Here is a 16,851-nt window from a genome sequence, read left to right as displayed (position 1 = left end):
TATGGAGATGTTCACCCAGTCGCTGGACTGGGGCAACGAGATCCTTGCGTCGTTGTTCTGGGTGCTCAAGGCCTGGGCGATCGGCGCGGTGGCGCTGGTCGCGGTCGCGGCGGTGCTGGCCCGCATCACCACGTGGGGCCGTCAGTTCTGGCGGGTCACCAGCGGTTATTTCGTTGGGCGCCAAAGCCTTCCGGTGTGGGGACTGCTCGGGGTGTTGCTGTTCTCGGTGATGCTCTCGGTGCGGATGGACGTGTTGTTCAGCTACTACCTCAACGATCAGACCACGGCGCTGCAAGTGGCTTTCTCCGGCGCGGGCTCGGGCAATGATGCGGTGCGCCGCTCGGGAATTGACGGATTCTGGCGGTCGATCATGATCTTCGCGATGTTGGTGACGGCCGACATCACCCGCACGGTGCTCGACCTGTATCTGATGCAGTACTTCATCGTTCGGTGGCGGGTCTGGCTCACCACCCGGCTCACCGGCGACTGGCTGGATCAACGGGCCTACTACCGAGGGCGATTCATCGGCGGCTTCGGCGGTACCCCGATCGACAATCCGGATCAGCGGATCCAGCAGGACATCGATGTGTTCACCACGGGCACCGGCCCCGAAACCAATACGCCGACCGTCGCCACCGCGCAGACGCTGTTGTTCGGATCGGTGTACGCGATCGTCTCGGTGGTCGCGTTCACCCCGATTCTGTGGAATCTGGCGGGGCCCTTGACGATTCTGGGCGTGACGGTGCCGAAGGCGTTGTTCTGGATCGCGTTGCTGTGGGTGTTGATGACGACAGTGGTGGCGATCTGGATCGGCCGACCGATGATCCGCCTGACGTTCCGCAATTCGCTGACCAATGCGGCGTTCCGGTACGCGCTGGTGCGCGTCCGCGACGGCGCCGAGGCGGTCGGCTTCTATCACGGCGAACGTGCCGAACGCGGCACACTGGCAGATCGGTTCGCCAACGTCATCGCGAATTACCGGAGGCTCGTCGTGCGCGGCGTGGCCTTTCTCGGCTGGAACAGGTCCATCAACCAGATCATCGACCCGCTGCCGCTGATCATCCAGGCGCCCCGGTTGTTCGCGGGTCAGTTGACGTACGGCGATGTCCTGCAGTCGGCGAGCGCGTTCAGCAGAGTGCAGAGTTCGTTGAGTTTCTTCCGCTCCGTGTACGACGCATTCGCCGGGTACCGGGCCGCGATCATCCGGCTCGACGGGCTTGTCACCGCGAACGAACAGGCAAGGGCGCTACCACGATTGGATACCGGGGTGAGCACCAACGGCGGGGTCGAGCTAGAGGATGTCGAGGTGCGGTCGCCCGACGGTGATCTGCTTCTGCAGGATCTGGACATGCAGCTGGTGCCCGGCGATTCGTTGGTCATCACGGGGCCGTCGGGCACCGGGAAGACGACGCTGCTGCGCAGCCTGGCCCGGCTCTGGCCGTATGGATCGGGCACGGTGCGCTATCCAGAGAAGGGCGGGGTCATGTTCCTGTCCCAGCTGCCCTATGCCCCACTGGGCGATCTACGGACCGTGGCCTGTTACCCCTCACCGGCGGGCACCTACGGCGACGATGCGATCCGGGCGGCACTCGACGCGGTGGCCCTGGGAAATCTGGTTTCCCGGCTGGACGAGGATGCCGACTGGGGGAAGGTGCTGTCCCCCGGCGAACAGCAGCGGATCGCCTTCGCCCGGGTACTGCTGGCCAAGCCGTCGGCGGTGTTCCTCGACGAGGCCACCTCTGCTCTCGACGCCGGCCAGCAGCACGCGCTGTACACGATGCTGCCCACCGAGTTACCGGACTGCATCGTGGTCAGCATCAGCCATCGCGACAGCGTCAACCGGCTCCACGAGCGCCGCCTGGAACTACTCGGCGACGGTCGGTGGGAGCTGACGCCGGTCGGTTCGCCGGCCTAACGCGCCGCCGCACGCGCTCCGGCGCGGCGCCCGAAGAAGGAGCCTTCGCCGAGCTGGACACCGCTGGCGTATCCCATGCCGTCCTGGGCGATGTTGGACGCACAGGCGCCCGCCGCGTACAGGCCGGGGATGACGCTGCCGTCCTGCCGCAGTACCTCACCGTCGATGGATACCGTCAGCCCGCCCATGGTGAAGCCTGAGTACATGGCGACCCCGAGCGACAGGTCGAACGCGGCATACGGCCCGGTGTCTTGTGCGGCGATGTAGTCGGGTTGCTTGTGGAAGTCGGGATCCTCGCCGTCGGCCGCGTTCTTGTTGTAGCGGTCCAGCGTCGCCGCCAGGTTTCCGGCCGGAATACCCAGTGCTTCTTCGATTTCGGCGATCGTCTCGTATCCATCGATGAACTGGATCAGCGGCATGGCAGGCATCTCCATGTGCGCCTCGTCGACGATGAGGTAGGCCTGCTGATCGGGCTGCTGCAGCACGAACGCCGAGGTACGGGAATGGTAGGAGTCCTCGGCGACGAAGCGTTGCCCCTGGTTGTTGACGATGACGCCGGTCAACAGGATTTCCGGAGGGTAGGCCGCGGCGGTGATGAACAGCTGATCCATGCCGTTCGCCACGCCGCCCGCGGCCACACCCATCCGGATACCCAGGCCGTCGTCGTTGGGATTGCCCAGGATGTAGGGCTCGACCTCACCGTGGTGCTTGGTGCGGCGCTTCTTGCCCAGTGCCGGAGTGTATTCGGCGACCATCTCGGGGTTCATGGCGAAGCCACCGGCGGTGATGATGACCGATTTCGCCTTGACACAACCGGTTTCGCCGAAGTGCTTCCATTTCACCCCGACGACGTCGCGCTGAGCCGAACTGCCGTCGACGATCAGGTTGGTGGCACCGACCTCGTAGCGGATCGTGACACCCAGCGTCTCAGCGCGTTTCAGCAGGAGATCGATCACCATCGCCGCCCCGCCCAACTCCCCCGGCACGGGCACCGAGTGTCCGCGCGGAGCCGGCTTGGCCTGCTCGATGAACGGCCACACCTTCTCGTTGCCCGTGTAGGACAGTCCCTCGGTGCCGGGTGGTACCACCACCTTGCCCGGGTAGAAGCTGCGCTCGAACTGGAACCCCAGTGCCTCAAGCCAATCGAAGTGCTCGACGCTGCCGTCGCAGTAGGCGCGGATCTTGTCCAGATCGGGTTCCCGAGACACGGCGGCCAGGTACTTGTACATCTCTTCGGCGGTGTCGGGGTGCCCCGTCGCCTCCTGCACTGCCGTGCCGCCGCCGAGATAGAAGTGCCCACCTGCCATCGACGTGGTGCCACCGGCGGCCGCCGCCTTCTCCAACACCAGGACGCGGGCGCCCTCTGCGGCGGCGCTGACCGCTGCGCAGCCTCCGGCGATGCCGAACCCGATCACCACGACGTCGAACTCGTCGGACCAGGATTGGACATCCGCAGCCGCCAAGACCTCGGGGATTTCCTTCACTGCTGCTCCTGTTTCACATACTCGAAGAACGCCCGGATCTCGGGCGGAATGTAAGCGATCTCCAGATACGGCACGCCGGCCGCGACGGCAGACACGTACGCGAACCTCATACCCCCCGGCATGACGCCCTGGCACACAACCGGTGTCCCGTCAGCTTCGGCGTCGCGCAGTTTCGTATCGAATGCGTGCGCGTCGGCCGCCTCGATGCAGATGTGGTGCAGGCCCGCGCCGTGCTGGTCGAGGAACTCACTGTAGACACTGTCTCCGCGCACCGGTGCGATGAGTTCCAGTTGGGTGTCACCGGCGTAGCTCAGCGAGATGTCGGCCACGAAATCGGCGGCCCGGCCGCGGTAGGTGCAGCTTTCGGGGCTGAAATGCACCGCGGGCATACGTACCCACCGGCGTGCCCCGAGCAGCGTGCTCAGGGCCTGTTCGGTGGCGTCCAGATCGTCGGTAACCCAGGCGATCTGGACAGGTGTCTGATCAAGCATCGCCATGAGAATATCGCCGACTCGGCGCGAAAGCTAGAACGTGTTCTAGTTCTGCGATTCGTCCCGCCGGCAAACCGCACCGCCGGGTGTCCGGTTCGTACCGGTCAGGGCTGCCCGACCAGGTTGGACACCTCGCCGGACAGAGGTCCTCCGTCGCTCCGCGCCTGTCCGCTGGCGTTCTGCCAGGACACGGCCGCCGGATAGTTGCCCCACGTGCTGTTGAACATCCCGACGATGGCGGCCCGGCCGTCCGGCGTGATCACGTACACCGGGCCACCGGAATCGCCCTTTTGGCTGACCACACCGTTGGCCATGGTGAACCAGCCGTTGTTGACCGCTTGGATGGTGCCGCAGGTCTCTCCGGTGACGACACCGAAGTGACAGACCGGGGCCCCAGGTGTCGGTGTCACCGCGGGATCCTCCGTCAGCATCCGCCCGCCAGGAAGGACGTTGTTGACCACGACGTCGCCGGCCAATTGGATGGTCTCCCAATCGGAGATCATGTGGTTGGTGTCCACCGTGGCGCCGTCGGGCGTGTTGTCGCGGAAGGACCCCATGTGCCCGATGAAGTTGCCGTCCCGGTCGCTGACCGGCCCGGCGCCGCGGCAATGCCCCGCCGTGAACGCCATCCGGCTCCCGGGATCCACGAAGCCCAACGTGCAGACGTTGGTGTCCTGCCGGATCTCCATGCCCGGATACACCAGCGAACCCGCCGCAGAGGCGACCGGTACCGGACAGACGAGCAGTCCAGCCACCGGAACCACGACCAACGTCCTCATCACCCCACCAAGCCACCTCTGCATGGCCGGCCTCCCTCGTTATCGGACGTGGTGCACGTCACCCTACCGACATCAATATCGGTCCCACGGCAACTTCGTTACCGGGGGTACCCGTATCCCCGGGCGGAAAACGACGACGGCCCGGACCACGAGGGTCCGGGCCGTGCATCCGAACAGGTCAGGGAATCGTCAAGACCTGGCCTGGGTGAATCAGGTCAGGATTGGCGATGCCGCTGGCATCGGCGATCTGCTGGTACCTGTTGCCGTCTCCATAGAACCGCTCGGCGATGGCCCACAGGGTGTCGCCGGAAACCACCGTGTAGGTGCGCGGCTCAGGCGCGGGCGGCGGTGGCGGGGGTGGCGGCGGCGCGGCCGGCTCGGGCGCGGCAACCGGCTCCTCGACAGCGGCCGGGGCAACCTCGACCTCGGGCGCGGGAGCCTCGGGGGCCGGTGGCGGCGGCTCGGAGGTCTCGGTCTTGGACGACCACGCGGGCCCGTCCGCGGCGTACAGCACCAAGTTGCGGTCGTCCTGGAGAACCAGCTTGACGTTCTTCTTGCCCTTGGTGTCGGTGTGCCAGACCGGCTTCTCGGCGGTGTACACTACGAAGTTACCGTCGGTCTGCACCTCCGCCCGCACCACGTCCTGGCCGTTGGTGGAAGTCGACCAGACCGCTTCGTCGCGTGCGTACAACACGAGGTTGCCGTCGTCCTGCAACGTCAGCGTGTATGCGCCGTTGTTAGAGGTGAGCGACCCCCCCTTCTCCAGCTTCTGTCCTTCGGTCAGTGTGTCTCCCACGCAATGCCCCTTTCTGAACCGTGACCCGGGCTGTGCGCCCGGTTCCGTCGACCTTACTGACTTGATGTTTGCTTTGGTGCTATTCGGCTCGGCCCGAATCCAAACGTCACACAAACTCTGGGAAACACCGGGAATTTCGCCGCCAGTAGGACCGAATCGCACCTGCGCGGCGTGTCGCAATTCGAGAGCCGGGCCGAATAACGGGTCGCGTCAATTGTTTTGCCGGGCAATGGTTGTGGCGCAACATTTTGCCGTTCACGGCCGAACGTCACCACGGCAGACCAGCTTCGGTGGGCGAACCCGCTAACCGACCGGCTCGGACCGGGAAACCTCGGTGGACTGCCAGCCCGGCGGGCCGAAGACATACCCCAGCCGGTCCCGCATCCGGTCCGCCTGCCGCACGTCCCGGGCGATCGCCACATATTCGTGAGTCTGCAGCTTCCAGATGTTGAAGGTGTTCACCTGTTTGGTCAGCCCGTAGTGCGGGCGGAACACCTCCGGCTGGAACGTACCGAACATCCGGTCCCACACGATGAAGATTCCGCCGTAGTTGCGGTCGAGGTAGAGCTGGTCGCGTCCGTGGTGAACGCGATGATGCGACGGCGTGTTGAACACGAATTCGATTGGCCGCCACAACTTTCCGACACGTTCGGTATGGACCCAGAACTGATAGACCAGGTTCACCGAGAAGGCGGCGAACACCAGCCACGGCGGGACGCCGAGCAGCGGCAGCGGAATCCAGGCCAGGATCTCGCCGCTGTTGTTCCATTTCTGCCGTAGTGCGGTGGCGAAGTTGTAGTACTCACTCGAGTGATGTGCCTGATGCGTGGCCCAGACCAACCGCACCCGGTGCGCCACCCGGTGATATCCGTAGAACAGCAGATCCACCCCGACGATCGCGATCAGCCAGGTGTACCACCGGTTTCCGGGCAGGTGCCACGGTGCCAGGTACGCGTAGATGGCGGCATAACCCAACAGCGCCAGCAGTTTCCACCCGGCCGTGGTGAGGATCGACACCAGTCCCATCGAGATGCTCGCCCAGGCATCGCGGGTGTGGAACGAACCGGCGGGCATACGTCCGGATTCGAGGTGCTCCAGGCGCCGCGCCGCAACCCATTCCACCGTCAACAGCACCAGGAAGAACGGGATCGCGAAGAACACCGGGTCCCGCATCGGCGGAGGCAGAAAGTCCAGAACGGACCGGATCATGTCCATGTCGGATTCGCCCTAGCGGAAATTGAGGATCTGGCTGCCCCACGCGGTGTGCAGGTCGCGGTCCAGGTCGGCGACGGTCTTGTCATGTTTGTCGATCACCAGGGTGGCCCGGTCCTCGCGGCGGTACGGCCGCCACACCGGTTCTCCGAGCGCACCCGCGGGCTGTCCGGTGGTGGCGAAGTTGACCCAGCGGCGACGTACCCGCGCCGATACCGCGCGTCCGTGCTTGAGCCCACCCATCTTGAACGTCGGATCCTTCGGTCCGGCAACAAGATTGCCCCACACGTACGGCAGCTCGGTGGCGTGGGCGGCGCCGAGCCGCAGCAACCGCAGCATCGGGGTGGTGAAGTCGAAGCGGTACAGGTACACCGGAGCGACGGCGCTGTGCCCCTCGGCGAACCACAGGGTCGGCATCCGGAATCCGATGTCACGCGCCATGCCCAATCCGATCGCCTTGGGACGCAAACCCGCATAGGCCGAGGTGATCTGGGCTTCGGTCGGCAACTGCAGGCCGGGTTGTTCGGCGGCGATCGCGGCGAACATGGAACGCAGAGCGTCGGGGGTGATCGGCATCAGCGGTGACTTCATCCAGCGGAACACCGTGGCCTCGTGCTCGTTGGTCCCGATGATCAGCGGCACCGCGTGGGTGCGTCCCTCCTGCGCGGCGGCCACCGGGTACTCGGGGACGATGTCACCGTCGACGACCGGGGCGAATGCCAGCAGGCCCGGGGTCTGGGTGGGAACCGCGTCGAACACGGCCTTGGCGCCGGCCAGGATGGCCGGTACCGGCATGCCCGGCAACCGCGCGACGTCGTCGCCCGCGATGCCGAGGCGCTCGAGGAACTGTGCTGCCACCGTCCGGGACCGCTCCGCGTCGTACACCGATGTCGCAGGCGAACTCTGCGCGATCGCAGCACTGAACAGCCCTTCGGCGGCCGGGCTGGCCAGCAGGGTGGTGACGATGCCGCCGCCGGCCGACTCGCCGAACAGCGTCACCCGTTGCGGGTCGCCACCGAATGCGGCGATGTTGTCGCGTACCCAGTGCAATGCCGACAGCACGTCGCGCAGGCCGACGTTGGTGTCGAAACGCAGTCCCTTCGCACCGGCCCGTCCGTTGAATTCGGACAGGTCCAGGAAGCCGAACGGGCCTAGCCGGTAGTTGAGCGTGACCACGACGACGTCGCCTTCGGCGGCCAGCACCGACCCGTTGTAGAGCGGTTGGCTTCCCGAGCCGAGGACATAGGCGCCACCGTGGACCCAGACCATGACCGGCTTGGCGTCGCCGGCTCCTGTTCCGCCGGGCGCCCAGACATTGAGCACCAGACTGTCCTCACCTTGGCGGCCGCCCAGGTCGAGCGGGAGCCTCGGATCCGTCATCTGCGGGCATACCGGACCGGGCGCGGTCGCGTCGGCGATCTCCTGCCAACGCGCGGGCGGTTGTGGTGACCGCCACCGCAACTCACCGACCGGAGCGGCCGCGTACCGAATACCCAGCCACTGCTTGACCGTTCCGCGGTCGGTCCCGCGCACCGGTCCGTAGGCGGTGTCGACGACCGGACCGCCGGCCGCGGTCACCGGACCGGCCGTTCGTCGGCGACCGGCAAACTCCTGGCGTGGGCGCGCGTCGTCGAATCGGTCATGCGAACTCCTCGGTGAAGCTGGGCGAACTCCCCCACGGTACTCACCCGCCTTCGGGCGCTCGGATAGGTTTGTCGAGTGCGGACGTGGGTGTTGTTGATAGCGGCCGTCGCCACCGAAGTCACCGCCACACTGTCGCTGCGCGCGTCCCAGGATCATCCGGGGTGGCTGGTGCTGGTGGCGTCCGGCTACCTGGCCGCGTTCGTGTTGCTGACCCTCGTGCTGCGAGCCGGCATGCCCGTCGGCGTCGCCTACGGAATCTGGGGTGCGCTCGGTACCGCCGCGACGGCCGTACTCGCCGCATTTTTGTTCGATGACCCCTTCACCTGGCCGATCGCGGCAGGCATCGGTTTGATCATCGCGGGCGTGCTGCTTGTCGAACTCGGGTCGCACCCGCGGGAGGCCGAATCATGATGTGGCTTGCGTTGACCGGGGCGATCCTGGTCGAGGTGTGCGCCACGCTCGCGCTGCGGGCATCGGACGGTTTCCGCCGCAAGGTCTGGATCGCGCCGGTCGTCGCCGGTTATCTGATGTCGTTCTATCTGCTGTGGCTGGCGCTGTCGTTCGGTGTACCGGTGGGGATCGCCTACGGCATCTGGACCGCGTGCGGTGTAGCCCTGGTCGCCGTCGTCGCCAAGTTCCTGTTCAAGGAGCCGCTGACACCGGTGATGATGCTCGGCATCGCCCTAATCGTGTCGGGTGTGTTCACGATCGAGCTCGCCGGCGTCGGGCACAGCCACTGAATCTTGAGTCGGCGCCGGCCTACGCGGGAGCACGCCGGCCAGAAGGACTGCCAGCAGCCCTGCCAATGGCACCACCAGCAGGCCGGCCCGCAACCCGGCGGCATCGGCGACGAGTCCGACCAGTAGTGGCGCCCCGAAGAATCCGACCCGCATGAGCCAGGTGACCACGGTGAGCCCGGTGCCGGGGCGCAGGCCGGGCAGTTGGTCGGCGCCGTGCATGGCGGCCGGCACCAGCGTGGCCACCCCCAGGCCCGCGAGCGCGAAACCGGCGATCGTGGCGGGGATGCTCGGGAAGGCCAATGCGAGGCCCATCCCGGCGGCCGCGATCATGCCGCCCGCGCGCGCCACGACGGCCTCGCCGAACCGATCGACCAGCCGGTCACCGGCCAACCGGCCGATGAACATGAACCCGACCAGTGCGATGTACCCGAAGACGGCCAGCGCGGGTGGCGCGTGCAGGGAGTCGCGCAGATACAGCGTGGCCCACGAGCTTCCGGAGTCCTCGACCGTGGCGCCGGCAATGGCGATCAGCACCAGCGCCACCAGGATCAGGTACACCCGCGGGCCGGCCTTGGTCATCGCGGCGGAGGCGTGCGCCGCAGGGTGGTCGTCATGGTCGGGGCCGGGCAACAGGTAGCGGTAGGCCACCAGAGCCACCGCACTCAACAGCACTCCGACCGCCGAAAGCTGGATTCCGCGCGGTATTCCGAGCGCGATCGCACCGGCACCCGTGAGCCCGCCGAGGATCGCACCGGCCGCCCACACGGCGTGCAGCGAGTTGATGATCGAGCGGCCGTGTTCGCGTTGCACCCGCAGCCCATGTGCGTTCTGCGCGACGTCGACCACAGAATCACACGCCCCGGCCACAAACAGGGCGGCGGCGAGCAGCAGTGCCGTGTCCGCGACACCGGCTGCGACGACGAACGCGGCCAGGCCGACCGTGCCGATCACCGCGACCCGTGCGCTGCCGAACCGTCGAATCAGCGTCGCCGCGGTCAGTCCCGCCACCAGTGCCCCGGCGGAGAACGACGCGACGGCAGCGCCGTACACCGCGTTGCCGAGGTGCAGATCGGTTTTGATCTCCGGATAGCGCGGCAGCAGATTGGCGAAGATCGCTCCGTTGGTCAGAAACAGAGCTCCCACCGCGATGCGGGCCCGGCGCAAGGCGGCGGAATCGCGATTCGGTGAGACCGGCCTGGATACCACTGAGGCGACACTACTGTGCCCACGAAACCACTGTGTCCGCGGAAAGGCCCCGGCAAAGCTAGCCGACCGCGGCCACCAACCGTTCGCTGACCTGCCACAGATCGGCCGCCTTGCCCGCGTCGTACGAATCGCGGGAGGAGCGGATCCTGCGAGTTCCTTCGAAGTACTCCCCGGTGACACCCTCGAGGGCGGGATCGGCGGCGAGCGCGGCGAGGTTGGCTCCCGAACGCCTGGTGCTGTTCACATTGGGCAATACCCGCAGTGCCGGCATGAGCAGGCGCCAGGCCAGTCGCTGGACGCCCCGGTAGTCCCGGGCCAGCCCAGAACCCGGCATCAGCCCCGGGTCGAATGCGTTGACGGTGATTCCGCGGGCCCCGTGCCCCAACCGCCGGTCCAATTCGTAGGTGAAGAGCATGTTGCAGAGTTTGGAAGTGGTGTAGCGACGCCGGCCCTCTTCGCCCGTCAGGCCGCCCACCGCTGGACACAGTAGTTCCTCAGCTGAATTATATTGCGGCACAGGCATTCCCGTGAACTTGTCCGGATCGTGGGTGCCGCTGCTGACCACCACGATCCGGGCCGGGGCCGTCAACGCACCCAGCACGTGCCGCACCAGGGCGAAGTGACCGAGGTGGTTGACGCCGAACGTCATTTCATGGCCGTCCGCCGTTATCGGTGACCCCGAGACCACCTGCAGGCCGGCGTTGCACACCAGCGCGGCCAACGGCGGAACCTCCAGATGCGGCAATCTGTCGGCGAAGTCACGCACCGACCGCAGCGATGCCAGGTCGAGCTCGCCGACGGTGACGCGTCCGGGAGAGTCGAGCCGGGCGGCCGCGTCGGCCCCACGCGCGGTGTCGCGCACCGCCATCACCACATGCCACTCCGGATCGGAGGCCAGCAGTGCCCGCGTGCATTCGAATCCGAGCCCGGTGTTCGCACCGGTGATGATCGCGGTCTTGCCCGTCACATTTCCTCCAGGAGTATCGGGATGAGGGCGGTGACGGCCTGCCACAGCCGCCGGTACATGCGCGCCACGTCGGTGCTGTCGGGCTCGAGATGGCGGGCGAAGAAGACGCCGTCGGATTGCGCGACAGCGAATGCCGTGAGTTCGGCGACCACCCGCTCCGCACGGCGTGGTGCTACATCTGCGGGCAATTGGCCGCGGATTGCGGCGGAGAAGCGCGCGATGGCGGTGTCCCGCACGCGGCGCACCACCGCTGTCACCGTCGGGTCATCACTGCGTTCCAGGGACAGCAGGTAGAGGATGCGGAGGAACTCGGGACGCTGTGATTGCAGGCCCGCGAGGACCGCCAACTGTTCGCCGATGCTGCCCCCGCTGGGTATGGCCGCGAAGAAACGGTCGGCTCCGCGTTCCATCACCGCCGCGAGGACTCCGTCCTTGGACCCGAAATGCCAGTAAATCGAGCTGGCCGGCAGACCGCAGGCCTCGCGGATGTGACTGATGGAGGTGGCGGCATAACCGCGCGTGGCCATCAATCGCTCGGTGGCGTCGAGGATCTGCTCGCGAGAACCCGCGCCCTGCTGTTGTCGCTTCGTGGATGCGCTGGGCATGTACACCTGCCTCTGTAAGGATCGTTACAGACAATCTAACAGCGCTCGGGGAGGCGTCGCCAGTGGCACGCTGAACCGGTGACGATCCACAGCGAGACCACCGCCGACGATCTGATCGGGCTCTTCCCGCCCGGAACACGGCAGGACAGCGACGGCATGCTGTTGGTCGGCGGCTGCCGGCTGGATTCCGTCGCCGGGCAGTTCGGCACCCCGGCGATCGTGGTCGATGAGAGCGCGTTGCGGCAGCGGGCCGTCGACTATCTCTCGGCGTTCCGCACTCGCTGGCCGCGCAGTGACGTCGCGTTCGCGTCGAAGTCCTTCCCCTGCACCGCGGTCCAGCGGGTGATGGCATCCGAAGGGCTGCACCTCGACGTCGCGGGCGGAGGCGAGGTCTTGTCGGCGATCAAGGCCGGTGCCGATCCGGCCCGGCTGGTGCTGCACGGCAACGCCAAGACCGACGAGGAACTCACGCTGGCCGTCGGCCACGGTGTGGGTCTCGTAGTGGTCGACAACTTCGACGACATCGACCGGCTGGAGCGGATCGTGCCCGCCGGCCACAAGCAACCGTGTCTGGTCCGGGTGATCCCCGGCGTCGAGGCCGCCACGCACGCCTCGCAGGCCACCGGCCATGCCGGGTCCAAGTTCGGCCTGATGCCCGCGGACGCCCGGGCGGCGATCGCGCGTATCGAGGCCAGTCCGCGGCTACGCCTGGACGGTGTGCACACCCACGTGGGATCGCAACTGCTCGATGTCGAGCAACTGGCCGCGGCGGTGAAACCGATCGCGGCTCTTGGCACGTTCGAGGTCTACGACCTCGGCGGCGGACTCGGGGCGCGCTACACCTACGACGAGGACCCGCCGAGCCTGGACGACTACGCCGAGGCGATGGTGACCCAGGCCCGTGAGTTGCTGCCGCCCGACAGCCGGATCATCGTCGAACCCGGTCGCAGCATGGTGGCGGCCAACGCCTGCACGCTGTACCGCGTCACCACCGTCAAACACGGGGCGATCACCCATGTGGCGGTGGACGGCGGGATGGGCGACAACCTGGAGGTGTCGCTGACCGGGCAGCGGTTCGAGGCCACCATCGCCGACCGCGTCGGCGGCGGCGAGCCGGTCAGCCTCGTCGGCAGGCACTGCGAGTCCGGCGATCAGCTGATCGACGCCGTGGCGCTGCGCGAACCGAAGGTCGGCGACCTACTGGCGGTACCGGTCACCGGGGCGTATTGCTACACCATGTCGAATCAGTACAACGGTGCCCGCCGGGTTCCGGTTGTGTTCGCGCACAAAGGAACTGCCCGGCTGGTCGTGCGCCGTGACACCTGGGATGACCTGCTGTCCCGCGATGTCGACTGACACGATCGCGTCCTGGGCACCAAGATTGGTCTCATGACCTCATCGGCTCTGCTGGAGTTGGCCCGCCGCTACGGCGTGGCCGCCGAGTTCGACGATTGGAGCGGCCGGCGCACCGCTGTCGACGAGTCCACGCTGGTGGCCGTGCTGGATGCGCTCGGCGTCCCGGCAGGCACCGAAGCCGACCGCATCGATTCCCTGGCCGCCCACGACCGGGAGTACTGGCAGCGCAGCCTGCCACCCATCGTGCTGGGCCGGGCGACGGTGCCATCGAGTTTCTGGGTGCATGTCCCGCACGGTGATCCCGTCGACCTGACCCTGCTTCTCGAGGACGGCACCGAGCGCACCGGCCTGCGGCAGTTGGAGAACAACCGCCCCCCGTACGAGCTCGGGGACCGGTTGATCGGTGAGGCCACGTTCGAGTTGCCCGCCGACCTCCCGCTGGGCTATCACCGGCTGCGGTTGGGCGACTCTGATGTCGGGACCCCGGTGGTGATCTCGCCTGCCACGCTGGAACTGCCCGCCCGGCTGGGCCCGCGCCGCGCCTGGGGCCTGGCCGTCCAGCTCTACAGCGTTCGGTCCAAATCCTCTTGGGGCACAGGCGATCTGACAGATCTGGCCGACCTCGCGGTGTGGTCGGCGGCCGAGCACGAGGCTGGGTTCATCCTGGTCAACCCGCTTCATGCGGCCGCCCCCACCGCGCCGATGGAGCCGTCGCCGTATCTGCCCACTTCCCGCCGCTTCGGCAACCCGCTCTATCTACGGGTCGAAGCCATCCCGGAGTTCGCCGAGGTCCGTCACCGCGGCCGTATCCGGGCGCTGCGCTCCGTGCTGAACAAGCGGGCCGACCGCCACCCCACCATCGATCGCGACGCGGCCTGGCAGGCCAAACGCACCGCTCTGGAGCAGGTGTACCGGGTCGAGCGTTCGGCGGGCCGCCAGGTGGCCTACGCCGCCTACCGGGCCCGTCAGGGCCGCAGCCTGGAGGATTTCGCGATTTGGTGTGCGCTTGCCGAACAGTACGGCGCCGATTGGCATGGCTGGCCCGAGCCGCTGCAGCATCCGGCCAATCCTGAGGTGGCCGCATTCGCCGCGGCCAATCCGCAGGCGGTGGACTTTCACCGGTGGTTGCAGTGGGTGCTCGACGATCAACTCACCGCCGCTCAGGCCACGGCGGTGCAGGCCGGTATGGAACTCGGAGTGATGAGCGACTTGGCGGTGGGGGTCGATCCCGATGGCGCCGACGCCTGGGCTCTGCAGGATGTGCTGGCACTGGGGGTCACCGCGGGCGCACCGCCGGATGAGTTCAACCAGCTCGGGCAGGACTGGTCACAGCCGCCGTGGCGGCCCGACCGCCTCGTCGAGCAGGCCTATGAACCGTTCCGCACAGTGGTCAACATGGCGCTGCGGCATTCCGGTGGCGTGCGCATCGACCACATCATCGGCATGTTCCGGCTGTGGTGGATCCCGAAGGGTGCCGCACCTACCGAGGGCACCTATGTGCGCTACGACCACGACGCGATGATCGGCATCATCGCGCTGGAGGCACATCGGGCCGGCGCCGTGGTGGTCGGTGAGGACCTGGGCACCGTCGAACCGTGGGTACGCGATTATCTGCAGGAGCGGGGGCTGTTCGGCACCTCGATCCTGTGGTTCGAGTCGGACGGCTCCGGAAAACCCTTGCCCGCCGAACGGTGGCGGGAGTACTGCCTGTCTTCGGTGACCACTCACGACCTGCCGCCGACGCCCGGCTATCTGGCCGGCGAGCACGTGCGGTTGCGCGAGCAACTGGGCCTGCTGACCCGGCCCGCCGATCAGGAGCTGGCCGCGGACCGCGCCGCCCAAACCGCCTGGTTCGACGAGTTGCGCCGCGTCGGCCTGCTCGGGCAGGACCCGGACACCGATGAGATCGTGTCGGCTCTGTACCGGTATCTGGGCCGCACCCCGTCGAAACTGCTTGCGCTGTCGCTGGCCGATGCGGTCGGCGAGGTGCGCACTCAGAACCAGCCGGGAACCACCGACGAATACCCGAACTGGCGCATTCCACTGGCCGGTCCGGACGGTCGCCGGCTTCTTCTGGAGGATGTCTTCCCCGATGCGCGGGCGTCGGCGTTGTGCGATGTGATGAGGTCGATCACCGCCCATACCGGCCGGGCCGGGATGTAACGCTCCGGGTGTCTGCTCCGGTTTCACATTCGTCACAGCTGCGATATGTTCGCAAACGCACCCGACTGACGGAGTTCACGTGAAGAAGCTTGTTGCGCTCGGCGGCGGTCTGCTCGCCGCTGGTTCGATCGCCCTGTTGGCCGCAGGCACCGCCACCTCACAGCCGAGCTCGTCCTCGGTCAACGTGGTCGGCGAGCCCTACCTGAAGGCGCTGGCGATCCTGAAAAGCCAGGGCGTCAAGGCCACCTTCGGCGGGTCTTTCGGCAGTGCCCTGCCGCAGTCCGAGTGCCTGGTCGACTCCCAGAAGGTCAACTCCAACGGCAAGATGATCCTGATGCTGGACTGCAGCGCGGCCGCGGCCGATCAGGCCGCCGATTCGGCCGTTCCGGGCGGCCCGAGGGTCGGCAGCAACGGTGTCACCACCGTGACGCCCACCCCGGTGGTTCCGATCGCCGGGGCGCCGGGCGCGGGCACGCCGCCGCCGGCCTGATCAGAACCCGGTCTGACCCGACACAGGCAACCCGGTACCGCCGTTCCCACCTAAATCCGTACACTGCTGAGAGTCCACTCATTCCCAGGGAGGCTCTCGATGCTGCGTCCGTTGCGGTTCGACCACGAGATCGATCCCGGCCCGGTTCAGATCCAGGCCCGCAAGGTTCATTTCGATCTCGACAACATTCCACTGCACTGGATCCCCGGCCATCCGGTGGCTTCGTCGATGGTCAACCTGTTCAATGTGGTGCTGCCGATGGCCGAGCACTGGTTCGTCGCCACGTTCAACGAAGCCCTGCCGTACGTGCGGGATCCCAAACTGGCCGATGACATGCGGGGTTTCATCGGCCAGGAAGCGACCCACGCCGAGACACACGATCAGGTGCTCGACGAGTTCCTGACCAACCACGGAGTCGATTACCGGCCGGTCCTGTCACTGGTGGAGCATGTGTTCACCCGGACCCTGGCACCGGCCGGGTCGACGGATCCGCGTCGCAGGCTGTCCAATCTCTGTGACCGGCTGTGGCTCATCGCGGCCATCGAGCACTACACCGCGGTGCTGGGCGACTTCGTGCTGAACTGCTCGTGGGAGGACTACGACGCGGACCCGACGATGACTGATCTGTTCCGCTGGCACGGCAGCGAAGAGGTCGAGCACCGCAGCGTCGCCCACGACGTCGCGATGTATTTCCAGCCCAGCTATTTCAGCCGGGTGCGGGCGATGTCGATCGCCGCGACCGCGGTCTATCTGTTCTTCCAGCGCGGCTGCTGGGCGATGGTGAAGAGTGACCCGACCCTCGACATCGGCTGGTGGCGGATGAACAGGATGCGCATGCACGATTCCAAGCTGGGACTGCTGCCGAAGTTCTCCCGGATGTTCGGTACCAGCACGCTGGCCTACTGCCGGCCGAGCTTCTCACCGGAGGAGATGGGTTCGACGGCGCAGGCGGTCGCATACCTGGCCAGCTCGCCCGCGGCTCGAGCCGCTCACCTGTGACGGG

The 16,851-nt window shown here is 67.0% G+C and carries 16 protein-coding genes; 7 read left to right on the top strand and 9 right to left on the bottom strand.

Annotation, left to right across the window (positions count from 1 at the left end; genetic code table 11):
* The first annotated feature begins 1 nt into the window (after position 1).
* Positions 2 to 1,915 carry an ABC transporter ATP-binding protein/permease gene (locus H977_RS0119180; protein WP_029109369.1) on the top strand — a complete coding sequence of 638 codons (1,914 nt, stop codon included), beginning with the start codon at positions 2 to 4 and terminating at the stop codon, positions 1,913 to 1,915.
* On the opposite strand, the gene H977_RS0119175 is transcribed toward H977_RS0119180, so the two are convergent.
* From H977_RS0119175 to H977_RS0119150, 6 genes are all read right to left on the bottom strand, one after another.
* Positions 1,912 to 3,399: an FAD-binding protein gene (locus tag H977_RS0119175; RefSeq protein WP_029109368.1), complete on the bottom strand. Its 1,488-nt coding sequence runs from the start codon at positions 3,397 to 3,399 to the stop codon at positions 1,912 to 1,914. The genes H977_RS0119180 and H977_RS0119175 overlap by 4 nt on opposite strands.
* Complete coding sequence (locus H977_RS0119170) at positions 3,396 to 3,890, bottom strand: VOC family protein (RefSeq protein WP_029109367.1); 495 nt, start codon at positions 3,888 to 3,890, stop codon at positions 3,396 to 3,398. The genes H977_RS0119175 and H977_RS0119170 overlap by 4 nt, the downstream gene beginning before the upstream one ends.
* Before the next feature lie 104 nt (positions 3,891 to 3,994).
* Positions 3,995 to 4,693, bottom strand: a complete 699-nt coding sequence (locus tag H977_RS33515) for an Rv1815 family serine proteinase (RefSeq protein ID WP_036476453.1) — start codon at positions 4,691 to 4,693, stop codon at positions 3,995 to 3,997.
* Positions 4,694 to 4,847: 154 nt separating this feature from the next.
* A complete protein-coding gene (locus tag H977_RS0119160) occupies positions 4,848 to 5,465 on the bottom strand; it encodes a LysM peptidoglycan-binding domain-containing protein (RefSeq protein ID WP_029109366.1) in 618 nt (205 codons plus the stop codon).
* Between the two features lie 303 nt (positions 5,466 to 5,768).
* Positions 5,769 to 6,680: a sterol desaturase family protein gene (locus H977_RS0119155; RefSeq protein ID WP_029109365.1), complete on the bottom strand. Its 912-nt coding sequence runs from the start codon at positions 6,678 to 6,680 to the stop codon at positions 5,769 to 5,771.
* A gap of 12 nt (positions 6,681 to 6,692) precedes the next feature.
* Positions 6,693 to 8,255 (bottom strand): carboxylesterase/lipase family protein, encoded by a 1,563-nt coding sequence (locus H977_RS0119150; protein ID WP_029109364.1) that lies wholly within the window; start codon positions 8,253 to 8,255, stop codon positions 6,693 to 6,695.
* Between the two features lie 141 nt (positions 8,256 to 8,396).
* On the opposite strand from H977_RS0119150, the gene H977_RS0119145 reads away from it, so the two are divergent.
* Both H977_RS0119145 and H977_RS0119140 read left to right on the top strand, forming a co-directional pair.
* Positions 8,397 to 8,732 carry a DMT family transporter gene (locus H977_RS0119145; protein WP_029109363.1) on the top strand — a complete coding sequence of 112 codons (336 nt, stop codon included), beginning with the start codon at positions 8,397 to 8,399 and terminating at the stop codon, positions 8,730 to 8,732.
* Complete coding sequence (locus H977_RS0119140) at positions 8,732 to 9,061, top strand: DMT family transporter (RefSeq protein ID WP_029109362.1); 330 nt, start codon at positions 8,732 to 8,734, stop codon at positions 9,059 to 9,061. Before H977_RS0119145 ends, H977_RS0119140 begins: the two co-directional genes overlap by 1 nt.
* On the opposite strand, the gene H977_RS0119135 is transcribed toward H977_RS0119140, so the two are convergent.
* From H977_RS0119135 to H977_RS0119125, 3 genes are read right to left on the bottom strand one after another with little or no spacing between them, the layout of a single operon-like run.
* Complete coding sequence (locus H977_RS0119135; RefSeq protein WP_051288954.1) at positions 9,005 to 10,267, bottom strand: MFS transporter; 1,263 nt, start codon at positions 10,265 to 10,267, stop codon at positions 9,005 to 9,007. The genes H977_RS0119140 and H977_RS0119135 overlap by 57 nt on opposite strands.
* A gap of 58 nt (positions 10,268 to 10,325) precedes the next feature.
* Positions 10,326 to 11,234 carry an SDR family NAD(P)-dependent oxidoreductase gene (locus tag H977_RS0119130; RefSeq protein WP_029109360.1) on the bottom strand — a complete coding sequence of 303 codons (909 nt, stop codon included), beginning with the start codon at positions 11,232 to 11,234 and terminating at the stop codon, positions 10,326 to 10,328.
* Positions 11,231 to 11,839, bottom strand: a complete 609-nt coding sequence (locus H977_RS0119125) for a TetR/AcrR family transcriptional regulator (protein WP_029109359.1) — start codon at positions 11,837 to 11,839, stop codon at positions 11,231 to 11,233. Before H977_RS0119125 ends, H977_RS0119130 begins: the two co-directional genes overlap by 4 nt.
* 78 nt (positions 11,840 to 11,917) lie before the next feature.
* Between H977_RS0119125 and lysA the strand changes: the two genes are divergently transcribed.
* From lysA to H977_RS0119105, 4 genes are all read left to right on the top strand, one after another.
* The gene (lysA, locus tag H977_RS0119120; RefSeq protein ID WP_029109358.1) at positions 11,918 to 13,195 is read left to right on the top strand and encodes a diaminopimelate decarboxylase; all 1,278 of its coding nucleotides are present in this window, start codon (positions 11,918 to 11,920) and stop codon (positions 13,193 to 13,195) included.
* A gap of 33 nt (positions 13,196 to 13,228) precedes the next feature.
* Entirely contained in the window at positions 13,229 to 15,358 is a 2,130-nt protein-coding gene (gene malQ / locus H977_RS0119115; RefSeq protein WP_029109357.1) for a 4-alpha-glucanotransferase, read from the top strand.
* 79 nt (positions 15,359 to 15,437) lie between these two features.
* Positions 15,438 to 15,848, top strand: a complete 411-nt coding sequence (locus H977_RS0119110) for a hypothetical protein (RefSeq protein ID WP_029109356.1) — start codon at positions 15,438 to 15,440, stop codon at positions 15,846 to 15,848.
* A gap of 99 nt (positions 15,849 to 15,947) precedes the next feature.
* The gene (locus H977_RS0119105) at positions 15,948 to 16,847 is read left to right on the top strand and encodes a metal-dependent hydrolase (protein ID WP_029109355.1); all 900 of its coding nucleotides are present in this window, start codon (positions 15,948 to 15,950) and stop codon (positions 16,845 to 16,847) included.
* Positions 16,848 to 16,851 lie beyond the last annotated feature (4 nt).

This window comes from Mycobacterium sp. URHD0025 (genome assembly GCF_000426065.1).
GTDB lineage: Bacteria > Actinomycetota > Actinomycetes > Mycobacteriales > Mycobacteriaceae > Mycobacterium.
Note: the sequence above shows the minus strand (reverse complement) of the source record. Positions and strands in the feature narration are given on the sequence as shown.